This is a genomic window from Thalassospira sp. (genome assembly GCF_048059015.1).
Classification (GTDB): Bacteria; Pseudomonadota; Alphaproteobacteria; order Rhodospirillales; family Thalassospiraceae; genus Thalassospira.
On sequence record NZ_JBLLNT010000012.1, the window covers coordinates 173650 to 190296 of the forward strand.

The 16647-nt window shown below is 47.1% G+C and carries 12 protein-coding genes; all 12 read left to right on the forward strand.

Going from position 1 to position 16647, the window contains the following annotated elements; genetic code table 11:
• Positions 1 to 496: 496 nt before the first annotated feature.
• Positions 497 to 1486 (forward strand): N-acetylneuraminate synthase family protein, encoded by a 990-nt coding sequence (locus ACMZ66_RS16395; protein WP_416938722.1) that lies wholly within the window; start codon positions 497 to 499, stop codon positions 1484 to 1486.
• Between the two features lie 22 nt (positions 1487 to 1508).
• Positions 1509 to 2663: a UDP-N-acetylglucosamine 2-epimerase gene (neuC, locus tag ACMZ66_RS16400; RefSeq protein WP_416938724.1), complete on the forward strand. Its 1155-nt coding sequence runs from the start codon at positions 1509 to 1511 to the stop codon at positions 2661 to 2663.
• Positions 2664 to 2667: 4 nt separating this feature from the next.
• On the forward strand, positions 2668 to 3363 hold the full coding sequence (locus ACMZ66_RS16405; RefSeq protein WP_416938726.1) for a cytidylyltransferase domain-containing protein: 696 nt from the start codon (positions 2668 to 2670) through the stop codon (positions 3361 to 3363).
• Complete coding sequence (locus ACMZ66_RS16410) at positions 3360 to 4994, forward strand: hypothetical protein (protein WP_416938728.1); 1635 nt, start codon at positions 3360 to 3362, stop codon at positions 4992 to 4994. The genes ACMZ66_RS16405 and ACMZ66_RS16410 overlap by 4 nt, the downstream gene beginning before the upstream one ends.
• Positions 4995 to 5098: 104 nt before the next feature.
• Positions 5099 to 6892 (forward strand): asparagine synthase (glutamine-hydrolyzing), encoded by a 1794-nt coding sequence (gene asnB, locus ACMZ66_RS16415; RefSeq protein WP_416938730.1) that lies wholly within the window; start codon positions 5099 to 5101, stop codon positions 6890 to 6892.
• Positions 6893 to 6898: 6 nt separating this feature from the next.
• The gene (locus tag ACMZ66_RS16420) at positions 6899 to 8137 is read left to right on the forward strand and encodes a glycosyltransferase family 4 protein (protein ID WP_416938732.1); all 1239 of its coding nucleotides are present in this window, start codon (positions 6899 to 6901) and stop codon (positions 8135 to 8137) included.
• Positions 8134 to 9492 carry a hypothetical protein gene (locus ACMZ66_RS16425; RefSeq protein ID WP_416938734.1) on the forward strand — a complete coding sequence of 453 codons (1359 nt, stop codon included), beginning with the start codon at positions 8134 to 8136 and terminating at the stop codon, positions 9490 to 9492. Before ACMZ66_RS16420 ends, ACMZ66_RS16425 begins: the two co-directional genes overlap by 4 nt.
• Before the next feature lie 5 nt (positions 9493 to 9497).
• Positions 9498 to 11651, forward strand: coding sequence for a bi-domain-containing oxidoreductase (locus ACMZ66_RS16430; RefSeq protein WP_416938736.1), 2154 nt, complete (start codon positions 9498 to 9500; stop codon positions 11649 to 11651).
• Positions 11648 to 12364, forward strand: a complete 717-nt coding sequence (locus ACMZ66_RS16435) for a methyltransferase domain-containing protein (protein WP_416938738.1) — start codon at positions 11648 to 11650, stop codon at positions 12362 to 12364. The genes ACMZ66_RS16430 and ACMZ66_RS16435 overlap by 4 nt, the downstream gene beginning before the upstream one ends.
• A gap of 4 nt (positions 12365 to 12368) precedes the next feature.
• Positions 12369 to 13127: a class I SAM-dependent methyltransferase gene (locus tag ACMZ66_RS16440; protein ID WP_416938740.1), complete on the forward strand. Its 759-nt coding sequence runs from the start codon at positions 12369 to 12371 to the stop codon at positions 13125 to 13127.
• 149 nt (positions 13128 to 13276) lie between these two features.
• Positions 13277 to 15310, forward strand: coding sequence for a heparinase II/III family protein (locus tag ACMZ66_RS16445; RefSeq protein ID WP_416938742.1), 2034 nt, complete (start codon positions 13277 to 13279; stop codon positions 15308 to 15310).
• Positions 15311 to 15326: 16 nt separating this feature from the next.
• Positions 15327 to 16445 (forward strand): hypothetical protein, encoded by a 1119-nt coding sequence (locus tag ACMZ66_RS16450; RefSeq protein ID WP_416938744.1) that lies wholly within the window; start codon positions 15327 to 15329, stop codon positions 16443 to 16445.
• The last annotated feature ends 202 nt before the right edge of the window (positions 16446 to 16647 follow it).

The window sequence follows — 16647 nt, forward strand, 5'->3', positions numbered from 1 at the left end:
TAGATGAGCAATAGTAAGATTTGCGGAATATGCATTCGAGGAGCTATTGGCGCCTAGGTCGAGAGAACGACAGCATGGTTAAATACGAGCGCTAAGTGCAGATTGAACAAAAAGCCTCAGTACGCCAGCGATGTGCGAGGAGCTCTGGGAAAGAATAGTAATAGTTCTTCGAGCAGCCCGTCCTAATATGAACTAACGATATCAGGATTTTCTGTGTCGCCGAGATAAAAACAGTTTTCTGAGCTGTAAACAATAGGGACTGTTGTCTTTGGCGGTGAAGATCCATACCGAATTTGTGCTGGTTCGAGTTGCTTGTCTAAGAGGTTTCTAGCCTCCTATACTGATATCCATAAACACCGAGAGAAACACTTTGCTTGAAGAAATGCCTCTCGCCCATGCGCACGATCCTGAGAATCATGTTTACTGTGGTTAGGCAACGGTATTCGAGTTTGTTATGAACCAATACATATACTTTTAAACCACGGAAATTCAAAAAATGAAGATCATTGCAGAAATAGGTTCGGTGCATGACGGTTCCTTCGGTAACGCGTGCAAGCTTGTCGAGTTGGCTGCAGAATGCGGGGCCGATATTGTTAAGTTTCAAACACATATTGCCGAGGCGGAAACTCTGGTTGATGCTCCCATGCCTCCCTACTTTAAGGGGGAGCCGAGGATGGAGTACTTCCGGCGGACGGCATTTTCCAGAGAACAATGGGCTGAAATCGGTAATGTTTGTACTTCTAACGGCGTACTCTTTCTTTCGTCACCTTTTTCTCTTGAGGCTGTAGATTTGCTGGAGTGTGTGGGAGTAGCAGCCTACAAGGTGCCATCTGGAGAAGTTACAAACCTTCCGTTGCTCGAAAAAATTGCTTCCATCGGGAAACCCGTACTCCTCTCTTCCGGCATGAGTAATTGGGATGAGTTAGATGCCGCTTATGAAGTGTTAAGTAGGACTTCTGAAGTAACTGTGATGCAATGTACCTCAGAGTATCCATGCTCCCCAAAAAAAGTGGGGTTAAACGTTATTGAGGAAATGCGCCAGCGTTATGGAGCATCTGTAGGATTTTCAGACCACACTGAGGGTTTTGCAGCTGCTTTCGCCGCAGCAGCAAGTGGAGCTTCGGTTTTTGAGAAGCACCTAACATTTTCAAAAAAGATGTATGGAAGTGATGCAGCTACCTCTATGGAGCCAGGGGATTTTAAGCTGTATTGCAGTGGACTACGAGATATCGAGCAAATGCTGAAATCGCCCGTTGACAAGGATAATATTGCTCCCTACGCGGAAATGAAACTAATCTTCGAGAAGAGTGTTGTCGCTGCCAGACCAATTGCGGCTGGTACTCTACTAGCATTTGAAGACCTAGCCTTTAAAAAGCCAGGTGATGGAATACCGGCTGCAAACTATCGGGCTTTGTTGGGAAAGAAGTTGGTCAAAGATGTTTCTGTCGATTACAAATTCTCAGATAATGATTTTTTCAATGAATAATTTTTAAGTTGGTCTAAGAAAAATGAAAAAAATCTGCGTAGTTATCGGTTCAAGGGCGAACTACAGCTCGGTCAAGTCTGCAATGTTGGCTATCAAGCGGCATCCGGATCTAAAATTAATGGTCGTTGCAGCAGCGTCTGCCGTGCTCGACCGTTATGGTTCTGTCGTCAATTTGATGGAGAAAGATGGATTTGCGATTACAGAGCGTCTTCATTTTCTTCTGGAAGGCGAGACACCTACTACAATGGCCAAGTCAACGGGTATCGGGCTAATTGAACTTTCTTCTGCTTTCGAACGCCTTAAACCTGACGTCGTAATCACGGTCGGCGATCGCTTTGAGACTATGGCGACAACATTGGCTGCTGCGTATATGAATATTCCAATCGCCCATACAATGGGGGGGGAGGTGACCGGAACAATTGATGAGAGCATCCGACACGCGGTAACGAAGTTTTCACATATTCACTTCCCGGCGAGCCGAGATGCGGCTGAACGTATCGAGAAACTTGGGGAGCCAACGGATACAATTTTCCGAGTAGGGTGCCCGCGCATTGATCTAGTTGCAGAAATTTTACAGGATCGCCCATCAACTCTTACAGAAAAACTCTTTGAACTTGGTGTTGGAGACAAAATCAATTTGGGTCATCCCTTTGTCTTGGTGTCGCAGCACCCTGTAACAACTGAGTACGGCGCAGGAGAACACCAGATATGGGCGACATTGTCTGCCGTGAAACGCACCGGAATGCAAGCGATAGTGCTTTGGCCAAATGCTGATGCTGGTGCTGACGACATTGCTCGAGGTATTCGGAAGTGGCGCGAGCAAGGGTTGGCCGAAAATATGCATTTTTTCAAGAATCTGCCAATTGACATATATGTGCAACTGATGGCGCATACAAAATGCCTCGTCGGAAATTCTTCAAGCGGCATCCGTGAAGGAGCTTATATTGGTACTCCTGTAGTCAATATCGGAAGCCGCCAAAATGCTCGCGAACGCGGCTCAAATGTCCTTGATGCTAACTATGACGAAAATGAGATCTATCGGGCTATAGTTACTCAAAGTGCAAAAGGGCGGGGTAGAAGCGAAGACATTTACGGTGATGGGGCTGCGGGCGAGAAGATTGCTAACGTTTTGGCAAAAATCGGGTCAGTAAAGTTACAAAAAACAATCACGTACTGATGTTATGAAAACGCTTGCTATTATCCCGGCGCGGGGCGGTTCCAAAGGTGTTCCGAGGAAAAATATACGCCTCCTAGCGGGCAAGCCTCTCATTGCTTACTCGATTGAAGAAGCTTTGAAGGCTCCTAATGTAGATAGAGTTTGCGTGACAACCGAAGACGCTGAGATAGCGGAAAAAGCCATGCAATACGGTGCAGAGGTGTTGTTGAGACCTGAGCATCTTGCTCAAGATGAAACTCCGACGCGAGATGTCTTATGGTTCCATGTGCAGGAGTTGGAAAGGGAGGGCTATATCCCCGATGTTGTCCTGACTTTGCAGCCTACTTCACCGCTCCGGACAGCCACGCATATCAAGCAGGCAATTGAACTGTTCGCGTCTTCGGCTGATGCGGACAGTTTGGTGAGCTGTGTGGAAGTGCCGCATAACTTCCATCCAATGTCTGTAATGAAGTTGAACACAGCTGGGTTTCTAGTTCCTTTCATCGATCAGAAAGAGGTTTTGTTGCGTCGTCAGGATAAGTCAGCAGTTTTCGCACGTAATGGCGCTGCCATCTACCTAACCCGAACCGAAAAACTTCGTGAGTTTGTCTTTGGAGGGCGACTGCTTCCATACATGATGCCTGAACAAGAATCGCTTGATATTGATTCGCTTGAAGACTTTAAACGAGCTGAGATGGTTATTGCTGGAAGCGAATTTTGATCATGATTTCATCTTTGATGACGAGAGTTGCGCGTCGGTTCCTTCTTGAATTTGATGTGCTTAGGTGGAAAAAGGCGGTTCGTCATCTCACGCGTCAAAATCAAACCTCTAATTCGCGGCAAAAAACGTTCCTAGTATGCGATCTGCTGGCCATGATCGGCGGCGTAAAGACTGAGGTGTTGTTCTCCTGGGGCATGGCTCTTCAAGGCTATAAGCCTGTTGTATTGCTCAACCATGCTGAACCTATTTTGGAGAAGCTCTATCGTGCGGTTTTGGTAAATGTCGAGTTCGTTTATTTCGATACTTATTGTAGGAAAGTTGATCAAGTAACTCAAAATCGCAAAGTTGAAGCGTTACTGAAAGAATATCACGGTCATGTTCACGGCCTATTGAGCTTCGAGGTCGACGGAATACGCGTTGGTAAAAATGCTCTGTCCCTCGCAATCAGGAAATTGCGGGTAGGCAAGATAGATTTGTCAGATCCGCACCACTTTAATGAAGTGAGAAATGCGTTTTCTTATTCAATGACGGCAGCGGTAGCTGCGCAAAAACTCATTCTTGATATTCAGCCGGAACGAGCGCTTTTTAATGAGCGTGGATACACGCCCGCTGGCGAAGTTTTCGATGCCTGTATACTCTCTGGATGTGACGCCATTCAATGGATTGGTGCGCCACGGGAGGATGAGCTTATGTTTAAGCGGTATAACCTCTCAAATCGTTCTGTGCATCCTTTGTCGCTGTCCGATGAAGTCTGGGAACAGGTAAGTAAAGGTGGTCGGGGCGAACATGTCGAAAGCATTGTTCTGGCACGAATATTCAACAACTATGATGAAGGTGCAGCATACAACCGGCAAAAGTTACAGGATGGAAAGAAACTTGTAAGCCGGGACGAAGTGATTCAAAACCTTTCCATCGACCCCTCCAAGAAAACGGCAGTCATCTTCACTCATATTCTTTACGACGCAACATTCTTCTATGGGGAAAGTCTTTTTGAAGACTATCAACATTGGTTGATCGAAACAGTGCGTTCCGCGATCAAGAATTCAGCTCTCAACTGGGTAATTAAGGTGCATCCTGTAAATGTTTGGCGCTCCAAGATGGATGATATGCCTATGGAGCAGCTTGAAGTCGTTGCGCTGAGAAATGAATTTGGTGAATTGCCGGATCACATACGGATTATGCCTGCGGACACACAGATAAATACCGGCTCCTTATTTGATGTTATTGATTATGCTTTAACTGTACGCGGGACGATCGGTATGGAATTGCCTTGTCTCGGAATTCCTGTCGTTACAGCTGGTTCAGGTCGCTATTCAGGGCACGGTTTTACGATAGACCCTCAAAACGTTCATGAATTCTCAGAGCAATTAGCGACCTTGCATATGGTGCCGCCACTAACACCAGTGCAAAAAAAAGCAGCACAGCAATACTATTTTGCAACGATGTTTTTGCGACCTACTGCGTTTTCATCATTTGACATCGATTATGAAGCTTACAGCTATGGACTCAAAGACTTGGCAGTCGATTGCACCGTTGTCCCAAAAGTAGACTGGGGACAAGACTTAAAAAAATTATCAGCATGGATATCCTCTGATTCAAGCCAAGACTTCCTCACAATTTCCGAACAATGATTGTTCGCTTAATACTCAATGATAAGATCAACACTGATAATAATTGGCAACAAGTCACTTGTGTTCGGCCAAAAATTGAAAAAAAGCAGAGGCGTGTTTAGGGCATGTGTGGAATTGTTGGATTAGTTGGTGCGCAGATTTCGGACTGGGTTCAAGCAATGAACGATGTCCAGTCTCACCGTGGCCCCGATGATGGTGGTGCCTACTTTGACGATCAAAACATGGTCTCTCTCGCGATGCGGCGTTTGGCTATCATTGACTTCGCAGGTGGCGAACAGCCAATAATTTCAGCCGATGGCCGGTATGCTATTGTCTACAATGGTGAAATTTTCAACGCTCCAGAGTTGCGGTGTGAACTGGAAGCTGACGGTGTCGCGTTTACTTCTGATCATTCAGATACAGAAGTTCTGTTTCAACTATTACAGCGTGAAGGGACGTCTTGTCTCCCCAAGCTCAATGGCATGTTTTCATTCGCATTGTGGGATAAACAAAAGCGTGAACTCCTGCTGGGGAGGGACCGTTTCGGAATTAAACCTCTCCACTATCTGGAAAGTGGAAGTACTTTCGCTTTTGCATCGGAAATTAAAAGCCTCAAGGTCTTGCCACTTGATTTTGGCAAGTTGGATGCTGAGAGCATCTATCACTATTTCAGTCTGCTTTATGTCCCCGGATCCCAAACGGCTTACTCGGCGATCAAGCGTGTGCCACCAGGGAGCTTTCTGAAATACTCTCTTGATGATCGGTCGGTTGAGGTGCAGCCTTTTTGGCAAATGCATTTTGCGCCGGAAAACGGGCTGAGTCGTGAGGACTGGTGTAGTGCAATCAGAGAGGAACTAGGAGCGGCGGTCAGTAGATGGGCGTGGTCAGATGTTCCGGTCGCGATTTCATTGTCAGGCGGTTTGGACTCTTCTGCCTTGGCGGGGCTAGCTGTTCAGCAAGGTGTTAATCTTAAAAGCTTTTCCTTGGGCTTCTCGGGTGATGGTGAGGAAGATTGGAATGAATTGCCTCTTGCTCGGAAAGTTGCAGAAAAATGGGGCATGGAACACGAAGAGATCGTTCTGGACCCGAAGGTTCTCTTGGATGAGCTCCCACAAATGGTAGCATCACTAGATGAGCCATATGGCGGCGGGTTGCCATCTTGGTTTGTGTTCAAGGGGATGGGCGAGCAATTTAAGGTGGCAGTTACAGGCAGCGGCGGTGATGAACTGTTTGGTAATTATGGAAAGTGGCTTTCCTTAGAAGCCAGGTGGTTGGGTAGATTTGGTCGGCGCAAGCCACTTGAAATTACTGAGGAGAACTTCCGAAAGAATATGTTCGATCAGTTCTACTATGCATCTGATTCCTTCAAAAAAGAGCTCTTTGCCGGAACCGATATTGCTGATTATGCAACATCCCATTTTCTTCGCGAGCGGTTTTTGGATGCAGGACGCCAAGGAGCTTCAACAGTAAGGGACGCGCATGCAATTATGGATTGTGAGACGCAATTGTGTGACGAGTTCCTCCTAATGACAGATAGGTTTTCAATGGCGCATTCACTTGAAGCAAGGACACCATTTCTTGATAATGGTTTTGTGGATCTGGTATCGCGAATTCCAGCAGAGATTAGGACATCTAGATCCGATCTTAAAGGTTTGCTTAGGGATTCTGTTGCTCCGTTGTTGCCTCCTGAACTCGTAGGTGCCCCCAAAAAGGGGTTTGTTATCCCGCTTGGTAAATGGTTGCGGGCTGAACTCAAAGATATTGTCAGAGAGCTTTTGAGCGAAGAAAAGCTGAAGCAGCAGGGATACTTTAATCCAGAGTTTGTTTTGCGTCGGTTGGCTGAGCACCAAGATGGCAAAAAGGACCATACATACTTCTTGTGGCCGATGTTGATGTTCCAGCTTTGGCAGGCACGGTAGGAGGCGATGAAAGTAGTACACGTCTCGACGAGCGACGTCGAAGGAGGATCAGCAAGATCTGCTTGGCGGATACATGAGAATATAGAACAGCTTGGTGTCGACAGCCGCATGCTCGTCGGTTTCAAATCATCTGATAGTTATAATGTCGACGTCATTGCAAACACCAAGTTTCTGGCAAAGGCCGACCATTTTGTAAATCGGGTACAGTTGAAGCTGGGGATGCAATATTGCTATCTGCCTTCGCAGAGAAGAGTGAGTTCCCATACTTGGCTTAAAGAGGCATCGATTATCCAGCTCTATAACTTGCATGGTGGTTATTTCAATCTGGCAAGTCTTAAGGGGCTGAGTTCAGGGAGCCGAATTGTATGGCGATTGTCTGATTTATGGCCGATAACCGGGCATTGCGCATATCCCGGAAGCTGTCAGAACTGGGTATCTGGTTGTGGACAATGCCCGGATCTTGATACTTATCCGGGAATCGGAGTTGATACAACGGCAGTGCTTTGGCGTAGGAAAAGTAAAATCTACGACGCGATCAAGCCGTTTACGGTGGTGGCTCCGTCTTCATGGACAGAACAAGCCGCGCGAAAAAGCCCCCTTTTTGATGGCTGTGATATTCGGCGGATTCCGAATGGTATTGATGTCAGACTGTACCGTGAGAGAAATCAGTACGCTGCTCGAAGGCTGCTGGGAATAGACGACAATCGACCGGCGATTTTCTTCTGCGCACATGTTGCGTTCGATAATCCGAGAAAAGGTACAGATTTTCTTCAGAAAGTTTTGAATTCCCTGCCTAACCCAAAAGATTATTGTTTTATTGTTGCGGGGCGTGAATCAGAGAAATGGGTCGGCCATTCACCCTTGGATACTTATTCACATGGTTTTGTCGACGATGATGAAACACTCGCGAACTTGTATGCGGCCTCTGATGTCGTGCTGATACCTTCCGCGGTCGAAAACCTTCCAAATACAGCGATTGAAGCACTTTCTTGCAAAAAGCCGGTTGTGGCACTTGATGCAGGAGGGATGGCAGATGTTGTTCGCAACGGCGAAACAGGGTTCTGTCTGCCAAGTGGTGACGTTCAGGGATTTGTCAGGCAACTTCACTCTCTTTTAAGTGTTGAACAGTTGCGCCTTAACATGGGACAAAATGGACGAAACCTGATTGAAAAAGAGTTTGACGAGAAGGTCGAAGCTCAAAGGTTTGTGGAGCTTTATGACAGTTTGTTAGGGTTAGAAAATTGAGTGCGAACTTTCCCAAAGTTCTATTTGTTACCCCGCATGCATTCAATCAAGTCACTGGCGGCGGGATTACGTTTTCGAACCTGTTTAATGGGTGGCCTAAGACTTCGATCGCGACTGTACACAACGACCCAGAGCCGACGACATCTGATGTGTGTGATCAGTATTATGTTCTGGGCGAAGATGAACTTGACTATGTGGAGCCGATTTCTTCTGTCCGCAGAGTTTTGAGAAGTAGAAAATCAGGGCAATTTGCCGATGAACGACCCGGTGCACAGAGCGTTGAACAAGCGGAGATAAGAACAACTAAATCCCGACAGATATCTTCATGTATCAAAAGTGCTGGTATCAAATTGCTAGGTACAAGTTTCCCTGAAAGAGCAAGGCTTAGCCCGTCACTTGAACGTTGGATCGAGGAATATAGGCCTGAGGTGATCTATACCATCCTTGGCACAAACGGCATGATAAAGCTTGTCGAGGACATTGCTGATCGGTTTGAGTTGCCGATTGTCGTGCATTTTATGGACGATTGGATGGCTGCAAGTCACCGCCAGGGCATGTTGGCCCCAATTATGCGCAAGGAAATGTTGCGATTGGTGAATTCAGTTGTCGGGCGTGCAAAATGTTGTTTGGCAATTTCTCCAGCGATGAAGGAGGCCTACGAAGTTCGTTTCGGCAGAGGTTTCGAGGCGTTTCAGAATACAATCGATTTTGATCAATGGTCCAAGTTTGCAAAGCGGGATATAAATTGCAGCGAAGTTGCTGATATTGTTTACATCGGATCCATTTTTCCCAATGCACAGTTGGATGCTTTGGTGCAATGTTGCCAAGCAGTAGCTGAGTTAAATAGGTCAGGCGTACCTGCAAAGCTTACCATTAGCAGTCCGTCCGGACACGGTGAGCGATACCGTTCGGTGTTGCAGGTAGACCCTTGTATTGAAATCATTGAGACAATTCGTGATGACACTTCCTTCTTTCAGCGCATCGCAAAAGCCGACCTGTTATTGCTTCCAGTTAATTTCGACGAAGAAAGCATCAGATTTATCCAGTATTCCATGCCGACCAAAGTGCCTGCATATTTGACTGCTGGTGGGCCAATACTTGTTTACGGTCCAGCTCAAGCAGCACAGGTAGCTTATGCTCTTACAGATGGTTGGGGATACATTGTAGACCAAAAATCGCTGTGTGATTTGGTCGATGGCATGCGTGAGGTGCTGTTGAATGTTGATCTCCGCACAAAACTAGTTACAAGCGCTCGTTTGAAGGCAAAAGAAAATCACGATTTGAATGTGGTAAGAGCTGAGTTTCAGAAGCGGATCATTGATGCAGTGAGTCCGGACCAAAAAGTGGGGCAATAATTCGCATGAAACAGGTGTTGGTGAAGCAAGGCGGTGTAGTGGTGGAAGACATTCCCGCGCCACAAGTTGAGAAAGGGACTCTACTTGTCCGCGTTTGCTATTCCTGTATCTCAGTTGGCACAGAAATGAGTGGCGTAAAGGCAAGTTCTGCACCGCTTTGGAAAAGAGCTTGGCAGAAGCCTTCTGACGTCAAGAAAGTCCTTGATCGGGTTCGCAGCACAGGTCTGCGAGAGACAAGCGAACTGGTGCGTAGAAAGCTCCAGACTGCACATCCAATAGGTTACTCCGCTAGCGGTTTTGTGATCGCTGTTGGTGAAGGGGTCGAAGACATAGCTGTGGGGGCACGAGTTGCCTGCGCAGGGTCTCAGGCTGCTCATCACGCCGAGATAATATCAGTGCCAAGAAATCTCGTTGTCGAGGTGCCAAAAAGTGTCGAATTGAAAGATGCGTCTACCGTAACACTTGGTGCAATCGCTTTGCAGGGGGTGCGGCGCGCCCAACCAACACTTGGCGAGACGATGATTGTAATTGGCCTTGGTATCCTTGGCCAGTTGACACAGCAGATATTGCGCGCCAACGGTGTGAATGTGCTTGGTGTAGACTTGGATTCAGAGCGCGTGGAACTGGCACGATCCAACGGTATGAAATACGGATTTGACGTGGCTGGTGATCAGATGATCAAAGCTGCATACCGGCTGTCAGATGGGTACGGGGCAGATGGCGTCATTATTACAGCGGCAACCCCGAGCAGCGAGTTACTATCAAGTGCATTTCAAGCTTGCCGCAGAAAGGGCCGAGTAGTTCTCGTAGGCGATGTTGGAATGGATATTGATCGTCAGGACATCTACGCAAAGGAATTAGATTTCCTTGTTTCAACGTCTTATGGTCCAGGGCGCTATGACCGCATGTATGAAGAAAGCGGTCTGGAATATCCCTTGCCGTATGTGCGTTGGACAGAAAACCGGAATATGGGCGCGTTTCTGGAACTGGTCGCTGATGGCAGAGTGTCAATTAGATCACTGGTGGCAGATGAATTTAAACTGGATAAGGCTCCAGAAGCCTATTTTGCCTTGCAAGATGGTGCAAAGCGACCTCTATCGGTTTTGCTAAGCTATGATCAATCTGAAAAAGAGATCGTGCGAACTGTCCCTGTAGGCGCAAGAAGGCACGGTCGCGATCAGGTGATTCGTGTTGCAGTAGTCGGGGCAGGTGGTTTTGCCACCAACACCTTAATGCCAATCATGAAGAAGATGCCAGAGCTCTTCGAAATGGTTTCAGTGGTCACTCGGCAAGGACACAACGCAATGAACGTTGCTCGCCAGTTCGGAATATCTGAAGCTTCTACAGATTTCGAGGCTGTTCTGAAAAACTCTGAGGTTGATGCCGTTGTAATTGCAACGCGACATGATCTGCATGGGAGAATGGTGTTAAAGGCCTTGAAAGCGGGAAAGCATGTGATGGTTGAAAAGCCACTGTGCTTGACAGAGGCAGAAGCTCTCGAAATCGAGAATTATTTTCGCGCAAGCGGTGATAATGGCAACGTCCTGATGGTTGGGTTTAATCGCAGGTTTTCCCCAATGGTCGCGAAGGTCCGTAATGAACTGAAAAACCGTACGTCCCCTGTGATGATTAATTATAGAGTTAATGCGGGGTTCATTTCTGCAGATAATTGGGTGCATGATACGCAGGGTGGCGGGCGGAACCTTGGTGAAGCTTGCCATTTCTATGATCTTTTCACCGCACTTACTGATGCCGAGGTGACTTCAGTAGTTGCCAAGTCAATTGTTCCAAAAACAGGTTACTATTGCAAAACAGATAACTTCGCGATGATGGCGACCTACTCCGATGGTTCTGTGGCAAACCTTACATATACATCTCTTGGAAATGCGAAGCACCCCAAGGAGCGAATGACGATTTATGCCGAGGACAAGGTCATTGATCTCGAAGACTATCGCATCTTGAGAGGAGAGGGGGTTCATTTCTCCCCTGTCGAGGTAAAGCAGATGGAAAAAGGTCATCGCGAAGAAATGAAGGCATTCGCTGAAGCCGTTCGGTGTGGCGGTGATTGGCCCATTCCTTTGTGGCAGGTCCTGCAGGCGACCCGTATTGCGTTAAAAGTACAGGATCAGATATTGGGTGTTGACGGAGATGCAAAATGACTCTGTTGCTTAATCAACGCTCTGAACGTCACGTAGAAGAAACAAAGGGTTTCTTTGATGATTTGGCAGGGGGATGGAGCAAGCGCTATGCAGATGATCCCGCAATGTTCGCTCGCTCTCAGCGCTTCTACAGTAGTTTGATAATGTATCAACAGCCTGGAGCCAAGCTTCTTGATTTCGGGTGTGGTAGCGGTTTGGTAGCGAAGCACCTTGCTGATAAAGGTTATAATGTAACCGGCGTAGATGTTTCACCGGAAATGATAGAGCACGCAAATCTGCTCTCAAGCGTCTCCGGTCCTGAATTCCGAGTTTATGCCGGAAAGGGTGAATTGCCGTTCGAGGCAGATAGCTATGATGCTGTGATCAGCTCAAGCGTATTTGAGTATTTGCCGGATCCGCAGGCAATCCTGTCTGACTTTCACCGGGTGCTGAAAAATGGAGGCACTCTTTTATTGACCGTGCCTGATATGAGGAACAGTTTCCGTAAGAAGGAGAGCATCAAGCGGGCTTTGATGCTGTTCCCGCCTATCCATTATTTTCTTAAGAAAAGCCGTTGGAGAGAAGGGTTGTCCTACCTGAGGCTGTCTTGTAACCGGTTTTCAATCGAGCGTTGGCAAAGAATTCTCGATGCTGCGGGGTTTGAAGTTCTATCTGTTCCCGATGAGCAAGGTACGTTGATAATGCTCTCTGCGCGCGCTCAAGACGTTAGGTGATTTTATGGTTCCTGCTCCTGCTGAAAATGTTTATGCAACTTCGAAAAAAATCAAGTTTGCCCAATACTGGCTTTCTCGTCAGTCTGAGAAATTAGGTCGCGAAGTAAAGGTTTTGGATTTTGGTTGCGGTAATGGCGAGGAATTGGCGCGTTATATCGTAAGCGAAACGATAGACTATACAGGTATCGATATTCACCTACCCTCACTGGAACATGCTCGCGCAGAATTGGGGAACGATAAGGCCGTTTTCCTGAGTGAAGTGCCCGACGGTGAAAAATATGATGTTATTATCATGTCTGAGGTTTTGGAGCATCTGGACGAACCGGTTGAAATATTGAAACGTTTGGTCCCCAAATTGCGCTCTGACGGAATTTTTATCTGTTCTGTGCCAAACGGATATGGATTGACCGAGATAGAAAAATACGTAGACGCTAAGCTTCGTCTTTATAAGGCCTTGCGTTGGGCAAAACGCAAGATTGCAGGTCGGCACAATGAGGGCCCATCTGTTATGGACGTGCCGTACAACTATGAGTCGGGACATGTACAGTTTTACACCAAGTGTTCGTTGCGAAGGGTAGTCCAAAAAGCCGGTCTCGATTTCAAGGCCTTCCAGAATGGTAGCTTGATGGGGGCTGATTTAACCGGGGCGACAATATTCTTATTCAAACCTCTGATTAAATTGAATACGTGCATTGCAGACTTCTTACCGTTCTGGGCGGTGGCAACTTGGCACTTCGTACTTTGTAGATCAGAGGAAAAATAACAGCTCCGGACTGAAGACAAAGAGAGGGAACTCTGGATACGATGCGTTTCTCGTCCTGTTTCGAATTGTTGAGGGGCAAATCTGTTCGACAGGTCATGCATCTTCTCGTGGGCGTATTGCTGCGCAGGGCTAAACGTTTGGTGTGGCGTTTGAAGGACAAAAAACTTGCGTCCTATATGGCTTTAAAGCGCTTGCCGAAAGGCTGTTGGGGATGGCGTATCGCAACCGACGGATTATCAGATATACATGAGTCAGCTGAAATTCTCCGTATCAGCGAGCAATCTCTGAGACATGAGGTTGATCTTTTGGGAAGTGGCCCGCTATGCGTAAATCGTTTCGGTGAGCTGCAGCAGTTCGATCACGACGGTAATTGGCTCAAGGCTTGTGTCAGTTCGCGCAACTTGAGAAGAAGTCAACAAATCTGGCAGATGATTTTTCATGGGAGCTGGGCCTCTGCCAAATACCACCCGATCGATTGGCAGAGAGATTTTAAATCAGGAAGTTGCTGGGATTCACGCACTTGGTTCTTGGACGTTCAGATAGGTAAGGTGGCTGGTGCAGACATAAAGGTTCCTTGGGAACTAGCGAGGCTGCAACATTTGCCATTGATGGCGATACGAGCCTGTCAGCAGCGCATTGGGTCTGAGGGTGCAACCGCTTCCAAAAAGAAGTATGTCGTTGAAATCCGAGCCCAAATTCTCGACTTCATTGCCAGCAACCCTCCGAGGTATGGCATCCATTGGCGCACACCTATGGAAGTGGCAATTCGTGGGGCAAATATTCTGCTTTGTCTCGATATTCTGCACAGTGGAGGGGTATCTCTCGACCATGCTGCGATGCAGACTATTCATGACTTCATTGACGCGCAAACGCGCCACATTCTCGCAAATCTTGAGTGGTCGGAGCAGGAACGCGGCAATCATTATTACGCAAACATTCTAGGCGTGTTGTTTGCCGCAACGTATCTCCCAGATAGCCCGGAACGCAGAGCTTGGAAGGCATTCGCAGTTCATCAGCTCAATCTAGAAACAGATCGCCAGTTTCTGGACGACGGTGGGAACTTCGAAGGCTCTTCCGGTTATCATCGCCTTACACTTGAAATGGCTGTATATGCTCTTGCGATTGTACGAGGTTATGAAAGCTCAGAACAAAAAGATTTTGAGACTTATGATCGGAGCTTGATCAACGTACGTCCGCCATTTCCTGCAGCACCATCGCCCCTTTTTATGACTGAGCAGGGAGAAAGTCGATTTTCCTCACAGGTTCACGCAAAGATTTTTTCCGCTGTGAACTTTCTGGTGCATTTAACCCGGCCGGATCGAAGGTTTACCCAAATCGGTGATATCGATTCCGCAAGGTTGTTCAAGCTTGAGCCGATATGCAGAGATGGTCGTGAAGATACCGTAAACCCATCTGGCGTCATCGGTGCTGCGTCAGGCTTGTTTCCTGATTGCAATGACGAACTAACTTGTCTGGATCAAAAAATTGTCCACCACCTTTCTCGAGGAAACTCGTTGAAGGCCATAAGCATTGGTGGTTTTGATACTGGTGGGGAGGGGCTTGGGAAGTTGCGTGAACAGTTTTTATCCGAATATGATCGAAGTGATAACAAGCATAAGCATAGAACATTTATTTCCGGGGATGTTCCGTTTAACCAGTTAACTTTATTTAAATATCCGATTTTTGGGGTTTATATTCTCAAGGCACCGTCGTTCCACCTGTCTTTCAGGTGTTTTGATCATCGGAAAGGTGGGTCTTGGGGACATGCTCACGATGACAATCTTTCTTTGGAATTGGTTATTGATGGTGTTCCTATATTAACGGATCCAGGAAGCTTCGTTTACACAGCTGACACAGAGCGGCGAGAGCTCTATCGAGGCCACGGGTCTCACTTTGTGCCACGTGCCAAAGGTTGTTTTGCTGCGGACACGAATAGCAGTTTGTTCTCTATCAGGCATTTGGCGACAGCTCACTGCCTAGCAGCAGAAAAATCGGGTTTTATTGCACATTTACAAGGTGATGAATGGTCAGTTAAGCGAATGATTGCAGTTGAGCCGAGTGGAATTGAAATCTGGGATATTGCTGTTGGTGCCGAACTAGAACCCTACTTGGTGAAACAAGCAATTCACCCTACAACCGATGGCTATGGACGTGAAACCCAGAATCCTATTTGTACTCTCTGAAGGGCTACAATCGACGGTGATTGACTCCCAGGTCTTGCAGCACGCGAGAGTTCTGAAAGACATTGGAATTGCTGAGTTCTCGATTGTGACACTTGCATGTAGCGATGCCGCCTATGCACAGGCTCATGAGCAATTGCAGCGATCAAAAGAAGTTGCTCAATGTGACATAAAGATCATTCGCGGGATTAGGCCAGGCATTCCATTCTCGGAGTGGATCAACGGCAAAAAGCTTGTTTCATTTGCTGCGGCGGAGAAGCTTGAATTCGATAAGATTCACGCTCGTACTGAGTACACTGCAGCTGTTTGTGGCGGGCTGGTGCGAGAAACCGGTAAACCTCTGATTTGGGATTGCCGCGGAGATTTTTTTGCGGAGCGTGTTGATAGAATTCCTTATGGGTTAAAACGGAGTTTTATGCGGTTTGTTGTGGGGGCAGTGTATCAACGCCGCGTGCGAATGGTGGCTCGAACCGCGGAGTCTGCCATTTTCGTAACGAGTGTACTTCGTGAGAGAATGGAGAAATTCTGGGGTAAGAAGCACTCAGTCGTCATTCCTGGTGCGGCGGCGGGTAATCTCTTTTACTTCGACCCAGTGTTACGTAGGACCACGCGAGAAAAGTTGGGAATAAAGCCGGCGACCCTGGTACTGGTTTATGGTGGCAGCATGTTGGAGTATCAAAAGTTTGAAGAAAGCCTTGGTTACTTCAATCAATTACGCGATTCCGGCATAGACGTGCACTATTTGGTCGTTACGAATCAACGCCGGGAGGCTGCGAAAAAAGCTGGATTAGACGGGGACGTAACCATCATTTCAGCACGCCTAGAAGAAATGAATGAGTATTTGAATGCGGGAGATGCTGCTTTCATGGTCCGAGACTACTTGCCATTGAATGCTGTGGCTTTCCCAACAAAATTCTCAGAATATGGGCTTTGTGGCTTACCCGTGATCATGAATTCTTCTGTGCCCGACGCGTATAAACTCGGTTTGGAAGCAGGGAATATTATTGATTGTCATAACATTGATCGTATCAAACCCTTTTCTGATGCGGAAAGGACCAGAGTCGGTGAGTTCTATCGCGCACGCGTCACGAAAGAGGCACAAGCTACTTTGTATAACGGTCTTTACCAAAAAGCTTAGCCCCTCTCAGCTAGCAGAACTTGCGAAGAATGGTATTGCTGAAGCCAAGACTAGTTGACAGCTATTAGCGCGAATTCACTCTAGGAAGAATTCTGTAGTAGGTTTGTTTTGAGCTTTTCTTCACTGGAGTACTCCGTCTCAATACCATTGAATTACAGAAATTGGTTCTCCTTACTCGCAAGACTGGCCCTTGGAACACAGC

Bases quoted from the DNA above. Each gene is read 5' to 3' on its own strand.
- ACMZ66_RS16395 (WP_416938722.1), top strand. From the start codon at position 497: ATGAAGATCATTGCAGAAATAGGTTCGGTGCATGACGGTTCCTTCGGT.
- neuC (WP_416938724.1), top strand. From the start codon at position 1,509: ATGAAAAAAATCTGCGTAGTTATCGGTTCAAGGGCGAACTACAGCTCG.
- ACMZ66_RS16405 (WP_416938726.1), top strand. From the start codon at position 2,668: ATGAAAACGCTTGCTATTATCCCGGCGCGGGGCGGTTCCAAAGGTGTT.
- asnB (WP_416938730.1), top strand. From the start codon at position 5,099: ATGTGTGGAATTGTTGGATTAGTTGGTGCGCAGATTTCGGACTGGGTT.
- ACMZ66_RS16420 (WP_416938732.1), top strand. From the start codon at position 6,899: ATGAAAGTAGTACACGTCTCGACGAGCGACGTCGAAGGAGGATCAGCA.
- ACMZ66_RS16430 (WP_416938736.1), top strand. From the start codon at position 9,498: ATGAAACAGGTGTTGGTGAAGCAAGGCGGTGTAGTGGTGGAAGACATT.
- ACMZ66_RS16435 (WP_416938738.1), top strand. From the start codon at position 11,648: ATGACTCTGTTGCTTAATCAACGCTCTGAACGTCACGTAGAAGAAACA.
- ACMZ66_RS16440 (WP_416938740.1), top strand. From the start codon at position 12,369: ATGGTTCCTGCTCCTGCTGAAAATGTTTATGCAACTTCGAAAAAAATC.